This window comes from Snodgrassella sp. W8124 (assembly GCF_016100875.1).
GTDB lineage: Bacteria > Pseudomonadota > Gammaproteobacteria > Burkholderiales > Neisseriaceae > Snodgrassella > Snodgrassella alvi.
In genome coordinates, this window is record NZ_JACFRP010000001.1 from 893,984 (window position 1) to 912,944 (window position 18,961).

17 protein-coding genes are annotated in these 18,961 nt (G+C 40.7%); 7 read left to right on the forward strand and 10 right to left on the reverse strand.

The genetic code is table 11. The annotated features are described in order from the left end of the window. Positions 1-336: 336 nt before the first annotated feature. Positions 337-2,604, forward strand: a complete 2,268-nt coding sequence (locus H3U73_RS03915; RefSeq protein WP_084551931.1) for a DNA internalization-related competence protein ComEC/Rec2 — start codon at positions 337-339, stop codon at positions 2,602-2,604. Between the two features lie 70 nt (positions 2,605-2,674). Further along, the gene (locus H3U73_RS03920; RefSeq protein WP_180296353.1) at positions 2,675-3,115 is read left to right on the forward strand and encodes a hypothetical protein; all 441 of its coding nucleotides are present in this window, start codon (positions 2,675-2,677) and stop codon (positions 3,113-3,115) included. Positions 3,116-3,179: 64 nt separating this feature from the next. Here H3U73_RS03920 and lolA read toward each other — a convergent pair whose 3' ends face one another. Together lolA and H3U73_RS03930 are read right to left on the reverse strand one after the other, a co-directional pair. Continuing rightward, positions 3,180-3,794 carry an outer membrane lipoprotein chaperone LolA gene (lolA, locus tag H3U73_RS03925; RefSeq protein ID WP_084551930.1) on the reverse strand — a complete coding sequence of 205 codons (615 nt, stop codon included), beginning with the start codon at positions 3,792-3,794 and terminating at the stop codon, positions 3,180-3,182. A 286-nt stretch (positions 3,795-4,080) separates the two neighbouring features. After that, complete coding sequence (locus H3U73_RS03930) at positions 4,081-4,494, reverse strand: DUF1090 domain-containing protein (protein WP_172397419.1); 414 nt, start codon at positions 4,492-4,494, stop codon at positions 4,081-4,083. 153 nt (positions 4,495-4,647) lie between these two features. Here H3U73_RS03930 and H3U73_RS03935 point away from each other — a divergent pair, with 153 nt between their 5' ends. After that, entirely contained in the window at positions 4,648-5,499 is an 852-nt protein-coding gene (locus H3U73_RS03935; RefSeq protein ID WP_084551928.1) for a ferritin-like domain-containing protein, read from the forward strand. 43 nt (positions 5,500-5,542) lie between these two features. Here H3U73_RS03935 and H3U73_RS03940 read toward each other — a convergent pair whose 3' ends face one another. The 7 genes from H3U73_RS03940 to H3U73_RS03970 all read right to left on the reverse strand — a co-directional run bounded on the left by H3U73_RS03940 (position 5,543) and on the right by H3U73_RS03970 (position 13,567). Beyond that, a complete protein-coding gene (locus tag H3U73_RS03940) occupies positions 5,543-6,430 on the reverse strand; it encodes a metal ABC transporter substrate-binding protein (protein ID WP_084551927.1) in 888 nt (295 codons plus the stop codon). Positions 6,431-6,466: 36 nt separating this feature from the next. Beyond that, the gene (locus H3U73_RS03945) at positions 6,467-7,342 is read right to left on the reverse strand and encodes a metal ABC transporter permease (protein ID WP_037394901.1); all 876 of its coding nucleotides are present in this window, start codon (positions 7,340-7,342) and stop codon (positions 6,467-6,469) included. 5 nt (positions 7,343-7,347) lie between these two features. Then, positions 7,348-8,076 (reverse strand): metal ABC transporter ATP-binding protein, encoded by a 729-nt coding sequence (locus H3U73_RS03950; protein ID WP_099048801.1) that lies wholly within the window; start codon positions 8,074-8,076, stop codon positions 7,348-7,350. A gap of 191 nt (positions 8,077-8,267) precedes the next feature. After that, positions 8,268-9,848 carry an FAD-dependent 5-carboxymethylaminomethyl-2-thiouridine(34) oxidoreductase MnmC gene (gene mnmC / locus H3U73_RS03955; RefSeq protein ID WP_084551926.1) on the reverse strand — a complete coding sequence of 527 codons (1,581 nt, stop codon included), beginning with the start codon at positions 9,846-9,848 and terminating at the stop codon, positions 8,268-8,270. Further along, positions 9,845-11,974, reverse strand: coding sequence for an AsmA family protein (locus tag H3U73_RS03960; protein ID WP_172397418.1), 2,130 nt, complete (start codon positions 11,972-11,974; stop codon positions 9,845-9,847). Before H3U73_RS03960 ends, mnmC begins: the two co-directional genes overlap by 4 nt. Before the next feature lie 265 nt (positions 11,975-12,239). Beyond that, positions 12,240-12,695: a copper chaperone PCu(A)C gene (locus H3U73_RS03965; RefSeq protein ID WP_172397417.1), complete on the reverse strand. Its 456-nt coding sequence runs from the start codon at positions 12,693-12,695 to the stop codon at positions 12,240-12,242. Positions 12,696-12,775: 80 nt separating this feature from the next. Further along, the gene (locus H3U73_RS03970; RefSeq protein WP_037476365.1) at positions 12,776-13,567 is read right to left on the reverse strand and encodes an inositol monophosphatase family protein; all 792 of its coding nucleotides are present in this window, start codon (positions 13,565-13,567) and stop codon (positions 12,776-12,778) included. Positions 13,568-13,792: 225 nt separating this feature from the next. Between H3U73_RS03970 and H3U73_RS03975 the strand changes: the two genes are divergently transcribed. The 4 genes from H3U73_RS03975 (at position 13,793) to clpP (ending at position 17,707) form a co-directional block, all read left to right on the forward strand. After that, entirely contained in the window at positions 13,793-14,605 is an 813-nt protein-coding gene (locus H3U73_RS03975) for an RNA methyltransferase (protein WP_037476424.1), read from the forward strand. Positions 14,606-14,649: 44 nt separating this feature from the next. Beyond that, positions 14,650-15,516, forward strand: coding sequence for a DUF1853 family protein (locus H3U73_RS03980; protein WP_025330706.1), 867 nt, complete (start codon positions 14,650-14,652; stop codon positions 15,514-15,516). A 174-nt stretch (positions 15,517-15,690) separates the two neighbouring features. Next, the gene (tig, locus tag H3U73_RS03985) at positions 15,691-17,010 is read left to right on the forward strand and encodes a trigger factor (protein ID WP_084551923.1); all 1,320 of its coding nucleotides are present in this window, start codon (positions 15,691-15,693) and stop codon (positions 17,008-17,010) included. Positions 17,011-17,095: 85 nt separating this feature from the next. Further along, the gene (gene clpP / locus H3U73_RS03990; protein ID WP_025330704.1) at positions 17,096-17,707 is read left to right on the forward strand and encodes an ATP-dependent Clp endopeptidase proteolytic subunit ClpP; all 612 of its coding nucleotides are present in this window, start codon (positions 17,096-17,098) and stop codon (positions 17,705-17,707) included. 139 nt (positions 17,708-17,846) lie between these two features. Here the strand turns inward: clpP and rodA are convergent, their stop codons facing one another. Then, on the reverse strand, positions 17,847-18,953 hold the full coding sequence (rodA, locus tag H3U73_RS03995; RefSeq protein ID WP_025330703.1) for a rod shape-determining protein RodA: 1,107 nt from the start codon (positions 18,951-18,953) through the stop codon (positions 17,847-17,849). Positions 18,954-18,961 lie beyond the last annotated feature (8 nt).

The following is an 18,961-nucleotide window of genomic DNA, read 5'->3' on the forward strand; positions in this document are numbered from 1 at the left end:
TAATTAAATTTAATTCAACAGTACAGATACTGAAAATTCAGATTAGCAAAATAACTGTATATTTTCAAAACAACATATTGGAATTTCATCTTAATCCAGATTAAACAATTTTAATAGAACTGAATAAAACCCGTTAATCGAGTATTAAATTTTTCATCTGCCTGATTTAATTTTATGTATGATTATCTGTCCTGTTATTATCATCTCAGATTTCTATAAATCTAGTATTAAAAGCTTTACGGCCAAAAAATTACAATAACATTTTTAATTTAATTCAGTATAATGTGGTTATAATAATTACAAATAAATATTTATCTGAAATTAACAGCAGCTTGTATGTCAAAAACTCTCGTAGTCAGTGGATGGTTACCGTGGTGGGTAGTGGGTGTTTGCGGTTCTTATCTGCTGCCATCACCAGCGATTTTACCGTGGATATATGCTTTTTTTATTTTGTTAGTCTTCGCATTTTTTACGCGCTGGCAGTTTTTTTTGTTTGGTTGTGCTTTATGCGCCGGAATAATATTTGCATTATGGCGCACGGATAATTTATTACAAAATCAATGGCCACTTACTGATAAAGCAAGTGTGCAAAATATTACGCTTACTGTAAGCGATATCCCGCAATATGAACAGCAACGCAGTCGTTTTGTGGCACAGGTTAAATTACCTGATGGCCGGCAACAGCAATGGCTACTTACTGATTATTCAAAACAACAATGGCCGGCTGGCAGCCGATGGCAAATAAAAGCAAAAGTGCGAGCCATAATCGGTGAAGCTAATAAGGTTGGTTTCAATCGTGAAGCATGGGCACTGGCTAATCATATCAGCGCTCAGGCTACTGTGGTAAAAGGTAAGCGCAAAGCACTTCCGGCTGCGTCCGGCTGGAAGGAAAAGCTCACAAACTGGCGCGTCTGGTGCGGCGGCCGATGGGAAACACAATCTCAGATATATCCGCAGGGGGTAGCATTAATAAAAGCACTTACGGTTGGCGAACAGTCTGCATTACCGGCTGAAGCATGGCAGGTATTCCGTCCTTTGGGTTTAAATCATCTGGTCAGCATTTCCGGCTTACATGTAGGGATGTTAGCCATGCTGGCCGCATGGCTGTGCAGCAAATGCTTACAATATCTCCCTTTTCGGGTTTCACAACCATGGATACTGACACGTGGTGCAGCAGTAATTACTGCGATTGTATACAGTGCTCTGGCCGGATTTGCCGTGCCGACCCAGCGAAGTATGCTAATGATTATCATTCTGGCACTGACGTGGCGGCGGGGGTATTTGCGAGCATTTCAAATTTGGTGGCTGACGATAGCACTTGTATTGCTGTTTGATCCTCTGGCCGTTCTTAGTGTTGGTTTCTGGCTTTCTTTTTTGTTAGTTGCAGTTCTGATGTGGGCAGGAGAAGGTGTAAATCATAAAATTAAATTGTTTCAGTTAGTGCAGGCACAGTGGGCTGCCGGGCTTGCTTCAGTCGTACTGGTAGCTTTCTGTTTTGGTTCAATACCTGTCATATCGCCATTGGTAAATGCTCTGGCCATTCCGTGGTTCACACTGGTTCTGGTACCAATAGCATTATTATCAATGATTGTTCCGTTAGATTTCTTGCGTACTTTTGCTGCATATCTTACCGAAAAAACTATGCAGATACTGTACACAATAGCCGAATATGCGCCGGAATATTATCCCGCACATGCACCATTGGCTATGTGGTTACTGGCGATAATGTCTGTTTTAATTATGTTGCTGCCCCGAGGCTGGCATCTGCGTCCGCTATGCCTGCTAATTTTATTGTTAATGCTTAGTTACCGGCCTCCACGTCCCGCTCAGGGTGAAGCATTAGTTAGAGTATGGGACGTCGGGCAAGGTCTGGCTGTAAGCATTAGTACGGCCGGGCATGAATTATTATTTGATACGGGTACAGCATATGCTGCGCAATCGGTGTTATTACCTAATTTACGCGCAGCCGGTATCAGGCAACTTGATACGCTAGTACTCTCACATAATGATGCTGATCATGACGGGGGTGCTGTACTGATTAAAAAGCAGCTGCAACCTAAAAAAATCATCGCCGGACAAATCAGTGCATATCAGTATCCTGTCCACCCATGTACAGCCGGAGCTAACTGGCAGTGGGACAATGTCTGGTTTGAATTTCTTAATCAGCCAGTAGCAACTAATAAAAAAGGAAAAAATGATTATAGCTGTGTTTTAAGGGTAGTCAGTGCTGATAAAGCCGTGTTGATAACCGGCGATTTAGGTAAAAAAGGCGAGCAGGCCTTGCTAAAAGCTTATGGAGATAAATTATTTAGCCAGATTTTAGTTTTAGGTCATCATGGCAGCCGTTATTCAAGTGATGCTGCTTTTATCCAAACAGTTGCCCCTCAATATGCCGTGGCCAGTGCAGGCTATGCAAATCCTTACGGTCATCCGCATATTCAGGTGCAAGCGTTGCTGGCACAAGAAAATATTAGTCTTTTACGAACAGACCGGATGGGAGGAATACAGTCAATTTTATCCGAACGAAATTTGAGCTGGCAGCCATTACAGGTTTATAAACCATACTGGCAACGAAAACCGATAAAACAAACATCAAGGCTATAACAATTAAATGCCATAATGTCCTGGTGTATAATTATAAGGATCTGAAAGTAATCGGATAAAAGGAATCTGTATGTATTGGCGGAAAATTTGCTATTTAGGCATAGTCGTTTTAGCATTGGCTGCTTGTGCTACACCTGAGCAAAAAGCTGCCCGTCAGGCCGAGCGTGCAGCAGCAGAAAAGGCTGCACAGCAAAAACTGCAGCTGGATCTGGCTGCACAGTGTGATACCCGTACTGCTGAATTAATGCGGGAACAAATGCAAAACCCGACATTTTTATCTGATCCTGCCAATGCCAAATTAGCAGAAGAATACCGGCAAAGAGTTAATTTGCCTATTTTTCAGAGTTGTTACAAGCTGGCATGGAATAATTATATTAACAAAATTAAATTGCAGCAGGCGCAGAACTGGGCAATGCAGCGCAGATGGGATGATGATATGGACTGGATGATGTTCCGTCCGCGCTGGTGCCGGGGTGTTCATAACGGACGCTCATACGTTTATCGTTGCTGACATCAAATTAATAAGCAATATAAAACAGGCAGGTACAGGCTGCCTGTTATGCTATTAGTCTATTTTACTGGCTTAATACATCTACACCTTTGGGCGGTGTAAATTTGAACTGATTGCGATTAAACTGCGGATGAGTATTAAGCTGACTGAAAGTAATATTGGTCAGATTACCAAAACTGTCTTTCAGCTGCATATTGGCCAGATTGTCACCACGAAAACCAATACGAATATTCTGATAGCCTGTATCGCTTCGTTTTGGAATGGCCCGAACATAATCAATGCCATTACTGCTGCCATCATCTGACAAGGTATAATTGGCATTCAACGCTGATTTATTCGAAAGAATAGCTGCCGGAGAATCGCCAATGGTCTGATTCTGAGAGCGCTTGGTTACCTGAGCTAAGTCCTGATCATATAACCAGACAGTTTTACCATCACCAACAATAGTTTGCTTATATGGCTGTGTATATTCCCAGCGGAAAAGTCCCGGGCGCTGAATGGAAAATGTTCCTGAAGTAGTTTGAGTACGCTTTTTACTGTGAACAGTCTGACTAAACTGACCGGAAATACCATCTGTATCGGAATTGAATTTTTGCAGAGTATCAAGACCTCCGGCATAGGCCAGAATTAAATTGACAGTCATAAAGCCGGTTAGTATTGCTTTACTCAAAATTCGCATTAATTACTCCTTTGATGAACTACTAAAGGATATTTTAGCTGCTCCTGAACAAAGATGAAACTAAATTAAGCTATTAATCTCTGTTTGTATAATTACAAAATAAAGGAATAATGACAATAGTCTTAACAAATAAGGAATTTGAAAATATCTGGCAAAATATATCAATCAATGATGGTATAGGGATTTCTTATTAGTTTACATAAAATTTCTAAGAATTTTCAGAAAATAAATTTGCTAATGAAAAAGCCTTAAGTGAAAAGCTCTTTCATCAGCAATATTGGTGCATTTAATGTTTAGCAGCCTGCTCAAAACGGGCTAAATTCTGTTTAGCCTGTTGAAGCTTTGATGTATTTTCGTTTAATTTATTTTGTAATTCAGCAGTTTTTTCTGTATCTCCTTTAGCCTGAGCCTTGGCTAGTTTACGCTGTGTTTCACTGATTTTGCTGTCTAATTTATTAATTTTCTGAGTGTATTTTTGTCGTAAATCATCATTTGAGCAATTTTGAATGATGTCTGCTTTTTGTGCTTTCAGCCGGTTAATTTGCTTTTGATTATGGTTAGCCTGTGCATATTGCAATTGTTTTTCAATCTGTTGCTGTTTTTCTTTACAGGTTTGCCAATTATGATCAGCTAGTGCAGGAATGGAAACTGCTAAAGTCAAAGTTAAAAGAACAGCTTTTGTTGTGCGTGAATAATACATTTTAATCCTTTTATATATTAATAAATTGATATTGTAATTCATAATAGCTGATTAAAACCATTAAATTGTTAAATCATATTAAATCGCGGTTTATTTAGCAGCGACAGGACATGTATACTCAATCATAATTTTGCCATAACGTAACTTCTATATATGTCTATTGTCTTATTACTCGAATCTGCTTTGTTAAGTTGCCAGCCTGAGGAAAAATGTACGCTAAGTTTAACTGCACAGCAACTGTGCTTAGATACACCTGCGAATAGTCTGAGAAGGGATGAAACAGGTGAAATAAAAGATTTTCGTCTGGCCGGACATCCACCGAAACCTGAGTTAGTGCCTCCCTCCAGAGTTACAAACAGAAATTTAACTACTATAGAAGGTTATGCAGCTTTGTTGCATGCAGTTTGTCATATTGAATTTAATGCAATCAATCTGGCTTTAGACGCAGCCTACCGATTCAGATTGTTACCGGAAGAGTTCACTCGTGACTGGGTACGGATTGCTGCTGAAGAAGCAAAACACTTTCAGCTTATGCGTCAGCGTTTGCAAGCAACCGGATATGATTATGGTGATTTTTCAGCTCATAATCATTTATGGGATATGGCTTATAAAACTGCATTTGATCCATTACTGCGCATGGCTTTAGTACCCAGAGTACTGGAAGCACGAGGGCTGGATGTAACACCCGGAATGCGTAAGAAATTTGCTCAAAAAGGGGATGATGAAACTTGTGCTGTATTGGATATTATCTATCGTGAAGAAGTAGGGCATGTACGTGCGGGAAATTACTGGTATCAGTATTTATGTAAACTGCGCGGACTTGAGCCACTGACATTATTTCGTCGCTTACTCAGTCGTTATGATTTATTTATTTTTCGCGGCTATGTTAATCTGGAAGCACGGGAGCAAGCCGGTTTTTCCAGTTTTGAACTGGAAATGCTGGAAAATTTTGAGCAAAACCGCCAGACAGATATACACAACTGGCGGCAGGCTTTACAAAATTAAAAACAGCATATAGCCAGCTCTGATTATATGCTTATCTGTAAATTTATTTCATCGCACTGCATAAAGCATTTACATTATAACGGAACATATCAATGTATGTAGCTGCCGGAGCACCTTTGCTCAGTGCATCAGAATAAAGACGACCGGATATTTTGGTTTGAGTCTCGCTAGCAATACGCTGAACCATCTTCGGATTTTTTATGTTTTCCATAAATATAGCTTTAATATGATCACGCCGGATCTGGCTGATAATAGCGGCAACCTGACGGGCCGAAGGCTCTGCTTCGGTGCTCATACCTTGTGGCGCAATAAATTCAATCCGGTAACGTTTTGCCATATAACCGAAAGCATCATGTCCAGTTAACACTTTTCGTTTTTCTGCAGGCACTGCATTAAACATTTTGCTTGCCCAGTTATTCAATCCGGCAAGTTGTTGCTGATATGCAGTCAGACGCTGCTGATAATAGGCTTTACCTTGCGGATCCACACTAATCAGAGCATTAGCAATGTTGCGTGCATATATTTGCATGAGAACAGGGTCATTCCAGACATGCGGATCGGTATGCTGATGATGTCTGTGACCATCATCAGCCACCATTAACGGTGTAATGTTCTGAGTAACAGTAAACAACGGTACTCGGCTTTGCTGAGCAGCACGTTGCAAAGCAAGAGGTTCAAGCCCCAGTCCATTAAGCAAAATCAGTTTAGCAGTACGCATGTCACGTAAATCTTTACTTACTAACTGATACATATGCGCATCCTGATCAGTACCAATCATGCTTCGTACCTGTACTCGTTCACCGCCGATTTGCCGTGTAACATCTCCCAGAATACTAAAGCTTGTGATTACCGGTAATGGTGCTGCATGAATTATGCTGGCAAAACCAGTCAGAAATAAAGTTAACAGACAGATAAACAGACCACGTTTCATCAACTAATATCCTAAAATGAGTTTACTGAAAATTTTTCAGGCAATATGATGACGGTGACGTTTATATAACCGCCATAAAATACCGTTTTCACAACCAATAAATAAAGACAGAATATAAACAAAACCACAGCACAAAATAATTGCCGGACCTGAAGGCAGATCTATATAGTAAGAAAGCAGTAATCCGATAAATCCGCAAACTATGGCAATACCGGCAGCAATGGTCATCATACCGCCCATTGTTTTATGCCATAGCCTTGCGCTGATAGCCGGTAACATCATCAAGCCTACAGACATCAAGGTACCTAAAGCCTGAAAACCAGCTACCAGATTCAAAACGACAAGTATTAAAAAGATAATATGCCAGAGTGTCCCTTTTCCGTTTACGGCACGCAGAAACAGCGGATCGATACTTTCCAGCATCAGCGGCCGGTAAATAACAGCCAGTACCAACATGGTTATACTGCTGACTATTGCAACCAAAGTTAAGGCTGCGTGATCAACCGATAAAATTGAGCCGAATAATAAATTCAGTAAATCGACGCTATTACCGCCACGACTGACCAATACCACGCCTAAAGCCAGACAGGTAAGAAAAAAAGCAGCAAAGCTGGCATCTTCACGTACATCGGCAAAGCGGCTGGCCAGACCGGCCAGTAATGCCATCAGTAAACCGGCAATAAAGCCGCCTAAACTCATTGCGGGCAGACTGAGACCGGCAATCATATAACCAGCCGCAGCACCCGGCAAAATGGCATGACCTAAAGCATCACCAACCAGACTCATGCGGCGCATCATCAGAAAAACCCCTACCGGTGCCGTCCCCAAAGCAAGAAATACAATAGAGCAGAGTGCATAACGCATAAAATCATATTCAGCAAAAGGTTCTGTAAGTAAATGGACAATATTCATCAGTTTTACCTGTCACACCACTGGTTTTGTTCATATTGCTGCATAGCTGCCGCTGCCTTTTGCAGATTATTTTCTGTTATTACTTTATCTGTTTTGCCTGCTGCAATTTTTTCACGGGCGATTAATAGCGTATTGGGGAAATAGGCTTGTACCTGTTCATAATCGTGCAAAACGGTAATAACAGTACATTTTTGTTGCTGCTGATATGTCTTGAGTATATCCAGTAAAGCAAATGTGGTTGACGCATCGACAGCATTAAATGGTTCATCCAGTAATAATACACTTGCATTCTGAATCAGCATACGCGCCAGCAATATGCGTTGAAACTGGCCGTTGGAAAGCTGGGCAATACTGCGGTCTTTATATTGCAACATCCCTACCTGATTAAGTACATTAAAAATTCGCTGATACATGGCTTTAGATATACTGGCAAAAAAACCGGTTTCATACCATAAACCCATTGCTACCAGTTCAAATACACTCATCGGCTGGCTACGATCAATATCCGACTGCTGAGGCAGATAAGCAATATCGGAACGCTGCAATTTTCCCCAGCTGATTTGCCCGCTATCAGGGCGAACAAGATGCATAATTGCTTTAAGCAAAGTTGATTTACCCGCTCCGTTCGGACCAAATATAGCCCACATCTCATTCATATTAAAATCAATATTGATATGATGAATAGCCGGTCGATGTCTGTAGCTCACAGTAACATTTTCAAGCTGAATACTCATGATCCGCACACCGCCCATGCATACATTAACCAGAGTAAAACCAGAATCAGGCTTACCCATGACAGACGTTTTATTGCTCCGCAAAGCAAGAGTGAAAACATACTGAGCCTTTAATAACCAATCTTAATCAAGAATGTTACTATATAACATTACATAAATGATACCCTATAACATTATATATATGCAAAATGTTACTTAGTCTGTTCAGCAAATGTGAATGATTGGTGATGAGTTAGCATCCTGATGGGTAAACGATTAGGATGTAAAGCCTGTTGTAAGTGTACCGATAAAGGAGAGGGCAAACCAAGAATAGATGCAGCTATAGCTTCAGCGCATAGCGGAGCAGTAATCAATCCACGGCTGCCATGAGCGGTATTGATAAATGCTCCCGGCAGCCATGGACAGGGCTGGGTAAGCGGGTAGTTTTTATCCATACGTAACTGCGCATAATACTTGAACATAGCAGATGTATCGCCAATTGGTCCGACAACCGGTAAATGATCATAAGCATCACAGCGTATGGCTGCATGTCCCTGCAATGGGTTATCAGAATCTAAGTTAGCTGCAAGATGCGGCATCCATTGGCGTAATTGCTGCCAGTTTTCTTTTTCGTCTTCACTGGTTAAATCATCATTGGTTTGATTGGGATGAAAGGTAGCACCAAAACACAATTTATCACGCCATTGCGGGGTAATATAACTATTTGCACTCAATGCGCAGTGCGGCTGCACAGCCTCCTGTTTTATACTGGCTGTAGTGGTCTGACCGCGTATTTTATGAAGTGGCCATCCGGCTACCGGATACAAAAAATTACTTTCGGCTCCGGCACAAATGACAATATGTGATGCATTAAGTGAAAATGCCTCAAGCTGATTCTGACAATCTATCTGCCATAAATCCTTTTGCCGGCAAATGGCATTTACTTTCGTTGTTGTTAATACCTGAATCAGCGGGTGCCTGAGCATATTCTGAATCCAGCTGAGAGGATTAATTGCTGCGCCATAAGGCCACCATAAACCACTATGCGGCAAATCTATACCGGCAATCTGACTGGCTTCTTCCTGTGTAACAGCATGAAATAATTTACTTTGCGGATTTTGATTAGCCAACAGCATATTACGTTGCTGTTCTTTTGAATTGTAATTCAGATGGATAACACCACAATCCAGCCAACCCTGACCGGCAGGCAAACAGTTGCTGAGCAGTGCCCGGCTATAGCCATAGCCAGCTAGTAGTAGCTCAGTCTGAACCGTAGCATGAGCAGAAATTTTTGCGTATAACAGACCAAGATGATTGCCTGAGGCTGCGCTGGCAATTGTATGCTGTTCTATAACTGTTACTGCTATACCACGCTTTGCCAGAGCAAAAGCAGTGGCAGCTCCGGCAATACCTGCGCCAATCACCACCACGGATTTAACCGGTAATAAGTCCGGCAAGGTAAGCCATGGTTTATATCTGAATTCAGAATAAACGGGCGTCGTACTTGTACAGGCTATACCGGGATTAAACTGAACCCATTGTTCATATACATGCGGCTGAATAAAAGTAAATTTCCCTGCATGACGAAATGGATAACTAAATACCGGCTGGCGCTGCCAGAATATCCTGGCTTCAATCCAGAGCTGTACAATAATCTTGCCGGCATGTGATTGTGCAGTTAAAGATTCTGGCCAGTTTTGTGCAATTATTATAATTTCTGCCTGCTCATCACTGCCTATCTTCTCAGCCAGTTCATCAGGCTTCGGCCACACGTGGAAAATATAAACGCTCATGGCTGACGAGCAGAGGTATGAGTTTCAGAAGAAGAACTGGCTCCCTGATTAAGCCATAACCATTGCTGCTGTAATGTTTGCCGCAAACTGTCCTGTTTTTGTTGTGAAGTGTGTAAACCGGCAGTCAGTTTCTGATAATCAATAGTAAAGGAAGGGCGGCTAAAAGTGCCATTAATGCGTAATGGCAGTAAATTTTGCTGCTGGGCACGCCGGGTAGCAATCAGCACATTATAATCCATTTGCTGCTGTAACCATTTAACACTACCCACACCTTTAATATCAAAGTTATCAGCATGCAATTCTATTCGTCCGTTTTTACTATTACCGTTCTCTACCGGAATAAACAGCTTAATAATTCTGAATGGTGTTTGGCTGGTTTCATTGTAAGCAACGGTAGTCTGATTTTCACCGTTTTGCAGAATATTATTGATATCAATCCCATTCCAGAAACCCTGATGGATTTGTAATTTAGCATTACCAGTCAGAGTCGACAGCCATTGATTACGGTTCATTCCATTACCATGTAACTCAAAATCGGCATCTGCAGTTCCATCAAGGTTATGCCAGCCAAATGTATCCTGAAGAAAAGATTTAATCTGCACGTTATTTACATGTTGCTGAATTTTCCAGCTCAAAGGATTGGCATTACTAATCTGTAACATTCCCTGAGTGTTTCCGCCATACATCTGAATACTGAATGGTTGCAGTGTAAAATTATGCACATCAATTGAAAGATTGGTTTTCAGTTGATTCAGCTGTACTTTATGTGTCTGCAAAGAATCGATATTAAGCAGGATATTAACAGAACGGTTTTTAAACCAGTTTTGCCACAACTTTTGCCAGTCAGACGGAAGTATACCGGTAGTATTATCTGTATACGGGCGCAGATTTAGCTGAACAAGATGAATATTTCCATTCACTTTTCCTGAATTTTTATCACTTTGGTAATTTAAATTAATATCCACAGGCTGATTATCGAACAGACCTTGTAATACTAACTGTGCATTTCCGTTGTCATCTCCATGAAGGCTGCCAGTCAGATCACTGATAAACCGCGAATTGGGCAGAGCATTAACAGTATCCTGATGGCTGTTAACCGATAAATTACTAATTTTCCAATGTCGCATATCCAGCCAGTTTAACTGACCACTCACGGTTAAAGCAGTTTGATATAAATGACTTTGCCAGCCGCTATCAATCTGAAATTGTGATAAAGACCACTGATTCTGTATCCAGCTAGTATTACTGGCTGATAAAGTTGCATTAATCTCATTATCACCAATTTGTGCGGTAGCCACACCGTTCAATTGAGGTAATAAGAGTTTAGCCCAACCAAGTTGCCAGTTCTGGCCATTACCTGAAATATGCAACTGATTATGCTGACTGTGCCATTGCCATTGGACAGCAGTTGTCTGAAAAAGCTGCTGCTGAGGCAGCCAGCGTGCATCAAAATGCCATTGGCCATTACTATCGCCCAAAGAAGGTAGTTTAGTTTTTACTTCCAGATTGACATCCTGCCATTGCATAACCGCATCAGGACGGTAAACAGCACTTAGTTGACATTGCATAGTCTGCATGTATTGGCCGCTGAGCGTCCCATCCAGTTTAAGCAAACTGTTATTACCAAGATTATGCCATTGTAAATTTAGCTGATTAATTTTCTGAATATTTTGTCCGTCATTGATACGGAAGCTGGCATTTTCCAAAATAAAGCGATTAATTTTCAATTGATTATTTTTATGTTGTTGTTCCCATAAATCGCTCAGATTCCATTGCCCCTGACTATCTCTAACAAGATTAACGTGTGCATTTGTAAGCTGTAATTTTTCAATTGTCATGCGACCGAACAAGCTTTGCCACCCTAAACCAATTTTCATATCATCAATATGAATATCGTCTGCTTTGCTGAATTTATTTTTAATACGTACATTGTGCAAAGTAACTGTCGGGCGTGGAAACATAGCACGGTTTATATCCTGGTCAAAAACAACCTGATGGCCACTATTTGCCATCATGGCATTTGCCCGTTTATTAATTTCTTCTGCATTAAATAAATAATGCAAAACGGCTATATCAATGGCCAGCAAAAGGATAATGCTCAGGCAGCTGAATACGATCAGCTTCAACCAAAATTTGCCTGAATGCAATAAGGAAATCATATTGAATTAAAATTGGATTATTCTCAAAAACTTTGTTCTGATTTATCATCAGAACAAAGAAACAAAATATATTTTTATATAAAACAAATTCAATCAATAAAATAAAAATATCCTACTGATTAAATTAGAAGCCAACAATCAGCTTAGTCAATTAAGTAAACGAATCTATTGAAAGACCAGAGATTGTAAGATAAAGATAAATGCCAGCCTGTTTAACAGACTGGCTGCAAATCTAATGATGCATATGATGATTATCTGAACTAGAAGAACCGACACTGACAGGAACATTAAGCATTAACGGTTTGGCATAACGAAAAGTTAAACGCACCGGAATTGTTGTCCCTTTTACTAAGGGCTTTTTTAAGCCCATTAACATAATATGCATTTTCCCCGGTTGAAGCTGGGTCACCTTACCGGCAGGTAAGGGCAAACCTTGCGGTAAAGGGCGCATTTTCATTACGCCATCTATTTCGGTTGTTTCATGCACTTCACAAGACATAGCCACCGGGCTGGATACACTCAGTAAAACATCATCTTTACCTGAATGATTATCCAAATCCATAAATACACCACTGGAAGACATTCCCGGCACACTGAACCGTGCCCATGCATGATTAGCAGCAATACCTTGTGCCAATACCAAACCTGCATATGAAGCCAATAAAGTCGAAAACAAAATTTTTTTCATAATTATCATCTTTATAAAAGCAGATATAAAATTTGTTGTACCCGTATGACCTTAACCGGAGCAAGTTGCCATAAAAAACATTATACAGCTAAATGCGGAGCAATAATTTGTAAAAGCTGGGCAAGAATTTTGGGATTTGCAGCAACAATATCCCCACTATCCAACCAAGTTTGTTCACCATGCATATCAGTAACAATACCACCAGCTTCCTGCACAATCAGAGCACCACCAGCAATATCCCAGGGTTTCAGGTTAAACTCAAAATATCCGTCAACTCGGCCACAGGCAACATTACATAAATCCAGAGCAGCAGAACCTTCTCTGCGACCACCGGCTGTTTTAGCCAGTACGTCTTTTAAAATTGCCAGATAGGTATCCATCATGCTTTGGTCAACAACTGGAAAACCTGTGGCTATCAGGCTGCGCAATAAATCACTTCGATTGCTAACCCGAATACGCTTATCATTAAGCAAAGCGCCTTGACCCCGGCTGGCAACATATAAATCATTCTGTTCCGGTGCATAAACCAGTGCTTCGGCTAAAGTACCTTTATGCAGCAAAGCCATAGAAATAGCGTACTGTTTATGTCCGTGTAAATAATTGGTTGTACCGTCCAGCGGATCAATAATCCATTGATATTCCGCATTAGTATTACCTGAATGACCAGCCTCTTCACTCAAAACAGCATGATGAGGATAGACTTCCTGAATAGTGTTAACAATAATATTCTCAGCCTCACGGTCTACATCTGAAACAAAATCATTAGCAGCTTTGTTATCAATTTTAATGTTGTTTAAATTGCTGCTGGCGCGATGCATCATTTGACCGGCTTTGCGCGCTGCTTTCCACGCAGTAGTTAATATAGGATTCATGCTAATTCTCGAGATAGGGCTTAAAAGCTAAAACAGATATACAATGGGTATTTTAAAGAACAAATGCCGCATAGAAACACTGCGGCAATATAAACAGAATATCGCCAATTATACGACAAAAAGTGTTTTTGCCAAAATTATGCTCTCATAGCAGATTGAGGGGTCTGATTTTGCTATAATACGCAGAATTTTTGCATTCAGCAGATGTCTGTATTAATCACTGATATGAATAAACCTGTTCTACCGGATTTTCTCAACAACATTACTATTGTACTTAGCCGAACCAGTCATCCTGCCAATATCGGATCTGCAGCAAGAGCCATGAAAACAATGGGTTTAACCAGACTTACTCTTGTTGCACCGAATTTGATGCAAACACCGATGACATCTGATCCTGCTAAGTTCGATTATGCCAATCCAGCTGCATTTGTATTACCTGAAGAAAGCTTTATCCTGGCCTCAGGTGCTCGTGATGTACTGGAAAATGCACGGATTGTCGCTACACTGGATGATGCTCTTGCAGATACTACTTTATCTTGCGCCTTAACCAGCCGGCGGCGTGAGTTGTCCGCTCCGCTACATACCCCGCGGGAAATCATGCCCTCATTAATTTCGGCAGCCGGTACAGGTCAGCAAATAGCACTGGTGTTTGGAAATGAAACTTTTGGATTAAGTATAGATGAAGTTCAAAGTTGCAATCGTCTGATTACTATTAATGGTAATCCGGATTATTTTTCTCTTAATCTGGCCCAGGCGGTACAAATTATATGTTATGAATTGTTCAGCCATGTTGATATCAGTATGACACATCTAAAACAAGAGCAGAATCTGGCTACTCATCAGCAAACAAGCGGTATGGTAGAACATTTACAACAGGTAATGAATTTGGCCGGGTTCTTTAACCGGCGCAATGAAAAAAGGCTGATGCGACGCATGGCTTCAATGTTTGACCGTGCACAGTTAAGCACAGAAGATATCGATGTCTTGCGCGGATTCTACAATACTGTTAGTCAGCAATTACAAAAAAATCAAAATTAGCATTATATTGTAAATATTTGTCTGCAAAAGAAAAGGGTGCCAGTATGAATTATTCTTCAGATCCGATTTGGTGGCGTTTAAAAAAAACGATCGTACGCGATCTGGCCAGTCTGTTAACGGCACCACCTCCATGGATATCATCTGCCGAGATACCAGTTTCAGTACTATTGGGAGATGAAGGATTCCGATTTTTACTTTCTCTGGATGAGCAGCCTGAAAGCCTGTATTTATTTCTGAAAAAACATGGCGGATATCAGAGCCGCCTGGGCATTTATGCAGAACGTTTACTCAGGTATTGGTTTTTACATGCTCCGCACAGTAGACTGATTGCACATAATGTGCAGGTTCAGCATAATCAGCAAACATTGGGGGCTTTCGATTTTATCGTACAGTTAAACGAAAGTATTTACCATCTGGAGTTAGCAACTAAATATTATGGCAGCCGGTCAAATCAACTTGAAAATTTTACCGGTCTGAATCCGACTGACCAGCTTATTAATAAAATGCATAAAATCCAGCAGCAGCTCAGGTTAAGCACGGAGCCTGCTGCTGAAAATATCCTGAAAGATTTATCTTTGGAGCATGAGCAATTGCAACATGCCAGCATTATTCGCGGTATGCTGTTTATGCCTGAACCACAGCAACAATTGCCAGCACCATTAAATTCTTTGAGCTGGCAAGGGTATTATGTAGAAAACTGGGATGAATTTAAATGCTCAGAAAATAGTCGTTTTTACGTACTTGACCATTTATCTTTTCTGTCTCCTGCACGCATCAGTAGTAATGCTATAGTTACCTTCAATCAGATTAAGCAAATCCGCCAGGGTATGGTTGCAGTGGTTGAAGAGCGTGCAGACGGCTGCTGGCATGAAGTGCAGCGTATAATGAAAACAAATTGTAAAAACAACTAAACCTGAACAGCGGCAAGTGTTTTTATCAGTACATAGGTTTTTGTAAGGGCTTATGGTACACTTGCCATTTAATTTTTGTCTGCATGAGTAAATGCCCGTGTGCGTACAGCCCAAAAGCAGTAGCTTAAGACAAATGAAACCAAAACCAGATCAACTGACATCTAAGGGTTTACGATGAGCGTAACAGTAGAAAAATTAGATAATTTAGAGCGTAAAATCATTTTGGCTCTGAACTGGGAAGACATCAGAGCAAAAGTCAACGCACGCATGAAAGTAGCACAGAAACGTGCCCGTGTTGATGGCTTTCGTCCCGGTAAAGCACCGCTGAGAATAATCGACTCTATGTACGGCTATGGTATTCGTGACGAAGTATTGAACGAAATGACCCATAAAGCATTTGAAGATATCATTGTAGCTGAAAAACTAAAAGTTGCTGGTCTGAAAAGCCTGACTGCTTTGGAAGATGCCGATCAGGATGATGAAAAAGTTTATAAAATTGCCGTAGTATTTGAAGAATTTCCAGAAATCAAAGTCGGTGATTTAAGTAATCAGGAAGTAACGAAGTTCAGCACTGAAATCGGTGATGCAGAAATAGATAAAACTGTTGATATTCTGCGCCAGCAGCGTACCCGTTTTAATCATGTTGAACGTGAGGCACGTGAAGGTGATCGGGTTATTATTGACTTTGCCGGCAAAATTGACGGTGAGGCCTTTGCTGGCGGTACTGCTGAAAATTATCCGTTTATGCTGGGCAAAGGCCAGATGCTGCCGGATTTTGAAGCAGGTATTGCTGGCATGAAAGAAGATGACGTAAAAGAAGTTGCCGTTACTTTTCCGGAAGATTACCAAAGCAAAGAGCTGGCAGGAAAAACTGCAAATTTCACTATTACTCTGAAAAACGTTTCTGAAGCAGTTCTGCCGGAAGTAAATGAAGAATTTGCCAAGTCACTTGGTATTGAAGACGGTGATGTCGAAAAAATGCGTGCTGAAATTAAAAAAAATGTCAGCCGTGAAGTAAACCGTCGCGTTAGCGAAATGACTAAAGACAGTGCAATTAATGCATTACTGGCTGCAACACCGATTGAAGTACCTTCCTCACTGATTACAGAAGAAGCTAAAAGCATGGCAGCAAGAATGAAAGAAAATTTTGCTGCTCAAGGTATGGATCAGAAAGATCTGGAATTACCTCTGGACATGTTTAACGAACAGGCTAGTCGTCGTGTTGCCATCAGCCTGATTATGGGTGAATTGGTTCGTGAAGAAAAGCTTGAGCCAACAGAAGAGCAGGTGCGTAACGTTATTAATGAATTTGCTGATAGCTATGAAGATCCGCAGGAAGTTATCGACTGGTACTACAGCGACAGAAAAAATCTTCAGGCACCTACTTCATTAGCCATTGAGCAGAATGTAGTTGATTATGTATTAGGCAAAGCAAAAGTGACTGATAAAGTACTGACTTTTGATGAAGTAATGGGTCAGCAGGCCCAAGCCTGAATCTAAAATACATAATCTGATATGACCAAGCACCGAAGTAGTTGCAAAGCTGCTTAGGTGCTTTTATTTCAACTGAGGAAAAAATATGTCACATATTGAAAATCTGGGTCTGGTACCTATGGTAGTAGAGCAGAGCGGCCGCGGAGAACGTGCATACGACATTTATTCACGCCTGCTTAAAGAGCGCATTATTTTTATGGTAGGACCGGTTACCGATGAAACTGCCAATCTGGTGGTTGCCCAGTTATTATTTCTGGAAAGTGAAAATCCTGACAAGGATATTTCTCTTTACATTAATTCTCCGGGTGGTTCAGTTACAGCAGGCATGTCAATTTTTGATACGATGAATTTTATTAAGCCCGATGTAGCAACGTTGTGCCTGGGACAGGCCGCCAGTATGGGTGCTTTTTTACTTTCTGCAGGGGCTAAAGGTAAACGCTTTGCCTTGCCTAATAGCCGCGTCATGATTCACCAGCCGCTTATCAGTGGCGGATTAGGTGGTCAGGCCTCAGACATCGAAATCCACGCACGTGAATTACTTAAACTGAAAAAACAGTTAAATGAGCACCTTGCCCGTCATACCGGACAGAAGCTTGAACAAATTGAAAAAGATACCGATCGTGATAATTTCATGTCAGCTGAAGAAGCTAAAAAATATGGTTTGATAGATGAAGTACTAGTCCACAGGCCTAAATAGAATTTTTAGAAGCAGACATTTAGATAGTATATCTACTACAATAAAAAACGAAACCTTCGAACAAGGTTTCGTTTTTTATTGTAGTATTTATAACATGTAAGCTAACAATATTTTTTATCTTAAACAAATAAGTAGAATATTATTGTTTACGCTGATTGCTTATACCCATCAGCATAGCTAAGATTACCATTACCGATAACGTAGCTGTACCACCATAGCTTACCAATGGTAAAGGCACTCCTACCACAGGTAAAATCCCGCTAACCATACCCATATTTACAAATGCATAGCAAAAAAGGGTCATGGTTAATGCTCCAGCCAGGGTTCGGCAATATAAGGTTGGCGCTTTAAAGGTTATATAAAGGCCGCGCACAAGAATAAACGTATATACGGTTACCAGTAAAATATTTCCTATCAGGCCAAACTCTTCTCCAAACACTGCAAAAATGAAGTCTGTAGTTGATTCAGGAATATAATCTAAATGTGTTTGCGAACCTTCTAACCATCCTTTGCCCCATATTCCGCCAGAACCAATTGCTGTCATAGATTGGAGAATATGGTATCCGGCACCCAGCCGGTCTTTAGTTGGATCCAGTAAAGTCAATACACGCATACGCTGATAATCATGCATACCGTAATTCCAGATCAATGGCAGCATGGCAACGAAACCAATAATTGCTGAAATGATGACTTTCCACGGTAAACCGGCAAAAAATATCACAAACAGACCTGAAGCCATAATCAGAGTAGCAGTCCCCAAGTCCGGCTGTTTTAAAATCAGTGCTACCGGAATGAATATCAGTACGAAAGCAATAATATAATGATACCAGCGAATATTACTTTCATTTTTCTGAAAGTACCACGCAATCAGCATCGGTACGGCAATTTTCATAATTTCTGAAGGCTGAATACGGGCTATACCAACATTCAGCCATCGTGTAGAACCATTTACCGTAATTCCGGCAAAATGTACCCCAATCAATAGCAAAATCCCCAAACAATATGCAGGTAAAGCAAAATTACTTAATATCTGAGGAGGAGTACGCGCAATAACCCAAAGTAAGATAAAACTTAGAATAGTATGCAGGGTCTTATTTTCAAGCTGACCAAAATCCTGACCGTCGGCAGAATAGAGCAAAAACAAACTCATTACATAAATAATCAACATGGCATAAAAAAGCCATACATCCATAGGTGCCCAAAGTTTGATCCAGAGACGTTTAAACCATTTTTGTTCATTGATCATTGTTTATC

Excerpts from the sequence above, each read along its gene's own strand:
- H3U73_RS03915 (WP_084551931.1), top strand. The coding sequence starts at position 337 with ATGTCAAAAACTCTCGTAGTCAGTGGATGGTTACCGTGGTGGGTAGTG.
- H3U73_RS03920 (WP_180296353.1), top strand. The coding sequence starts at position 2,675 with ATGTATTGGCGGAAAATTTGCTATTTAGGCATAGTCGTTTTAGCATTG.
- lolA (WP_084551930.1), bottom strand. The coding sequence starts at position 3,794 with ATGCGAATTTTGAGTAAAGCAATACTAACCGGCTTTATGACTGTCAAT.
- H3U73_RS03930 (WP_172397419.1), bottom strand. The coding sequence starts at position 4,494 with ATGTATTATTCACGCACAACAAAAGCTGTTCTTTTAACTTTGACTTTA.
- H3U73_RS03935 (WP_084551928.1), top strand. The coding sequence starts at position 4,648 with ATGTCTATTGTCTTATTACTCGAATCTGCTTTGTTAAGTTGCCAGCCT.
- H3U73_RS03940 (WP_084551927.1), bottom strand. The coding sequence starts at position 6,430 with ATGAAACGTGGTCTGTTTATCTGTCTGTTAACTTTATTTCTGACTGGT.
- H3U73_RS03945 (WP_037394901.1), bottom strand. The coding sequence starts at position 7,342 with ATGAATATTGTCCATTTACTTACAGAACCTTTTGCTGAATATGATTTT.
- H3U73_RS03950 (WP_099048801.1), bottom strand. The coding sequence starts at position 8,076 with ATGAGTATTCAGCTTGAAAATGTTACTGTGAGCTACAGACATCGACCG.
- mnmC (WP_084551926.1), bottom strand. The coding sequence starts at position 9,848 with ATGAGCGTTTATATTTTCCACGTGTGGCCGAAGCCTGATGAACTGGCT.
- H3U73_RS03965 (WP_172397417.1), bottom strand. The coding sequence starts at position 12,695 with ATGAAAAAAATTTTGTTTTCGACTTTATTGGCTTCATATGCAGGTTTG.
- H3U73_RS03970 (WP_037476365.1), bottom strand. The coding sequence starts at position 13,567 with ATGAATCCTATATTAACTACTGCGTGGAAAGCAGCGCGCAAAGCCGGT.
- H3U73_RS03975 (WP_037476424.1), top strand. The coding sequence starts at position 13,793 with ATGAATAAACCTGTTCTACCGGATTTTCTCAACAACATTACTATTGTA.
- H3U73_RS03980 (WP_025330706.1), top strand. The coding sequence starts at position 14,650 with ATGAATTATTCTTCAGATCCGATTTGGTGGCGTTTAAAAAAAACGATC.
- tig (WP_084551923.1), top strand. The coding sequence starts at position 15,691 with ATGAGCGTAACAGTAGAAAAATTAGATAATTTAGAGCGTAAAATCATT.
- clpP (WP_025330704.1), top strand. The coding sequence starts at position 17,096 with ATGTCACATATTGAAAATCTGGGTCTGGTACCTATGGTAGTAGAGCAG.
- rodA (WP_025330703.1), bottom strand. The coding sequence starts at position 18,953 with ATGATCAATGAACAAAAATGGTTTAAACGTCTCTGGATCAAACTTTGG.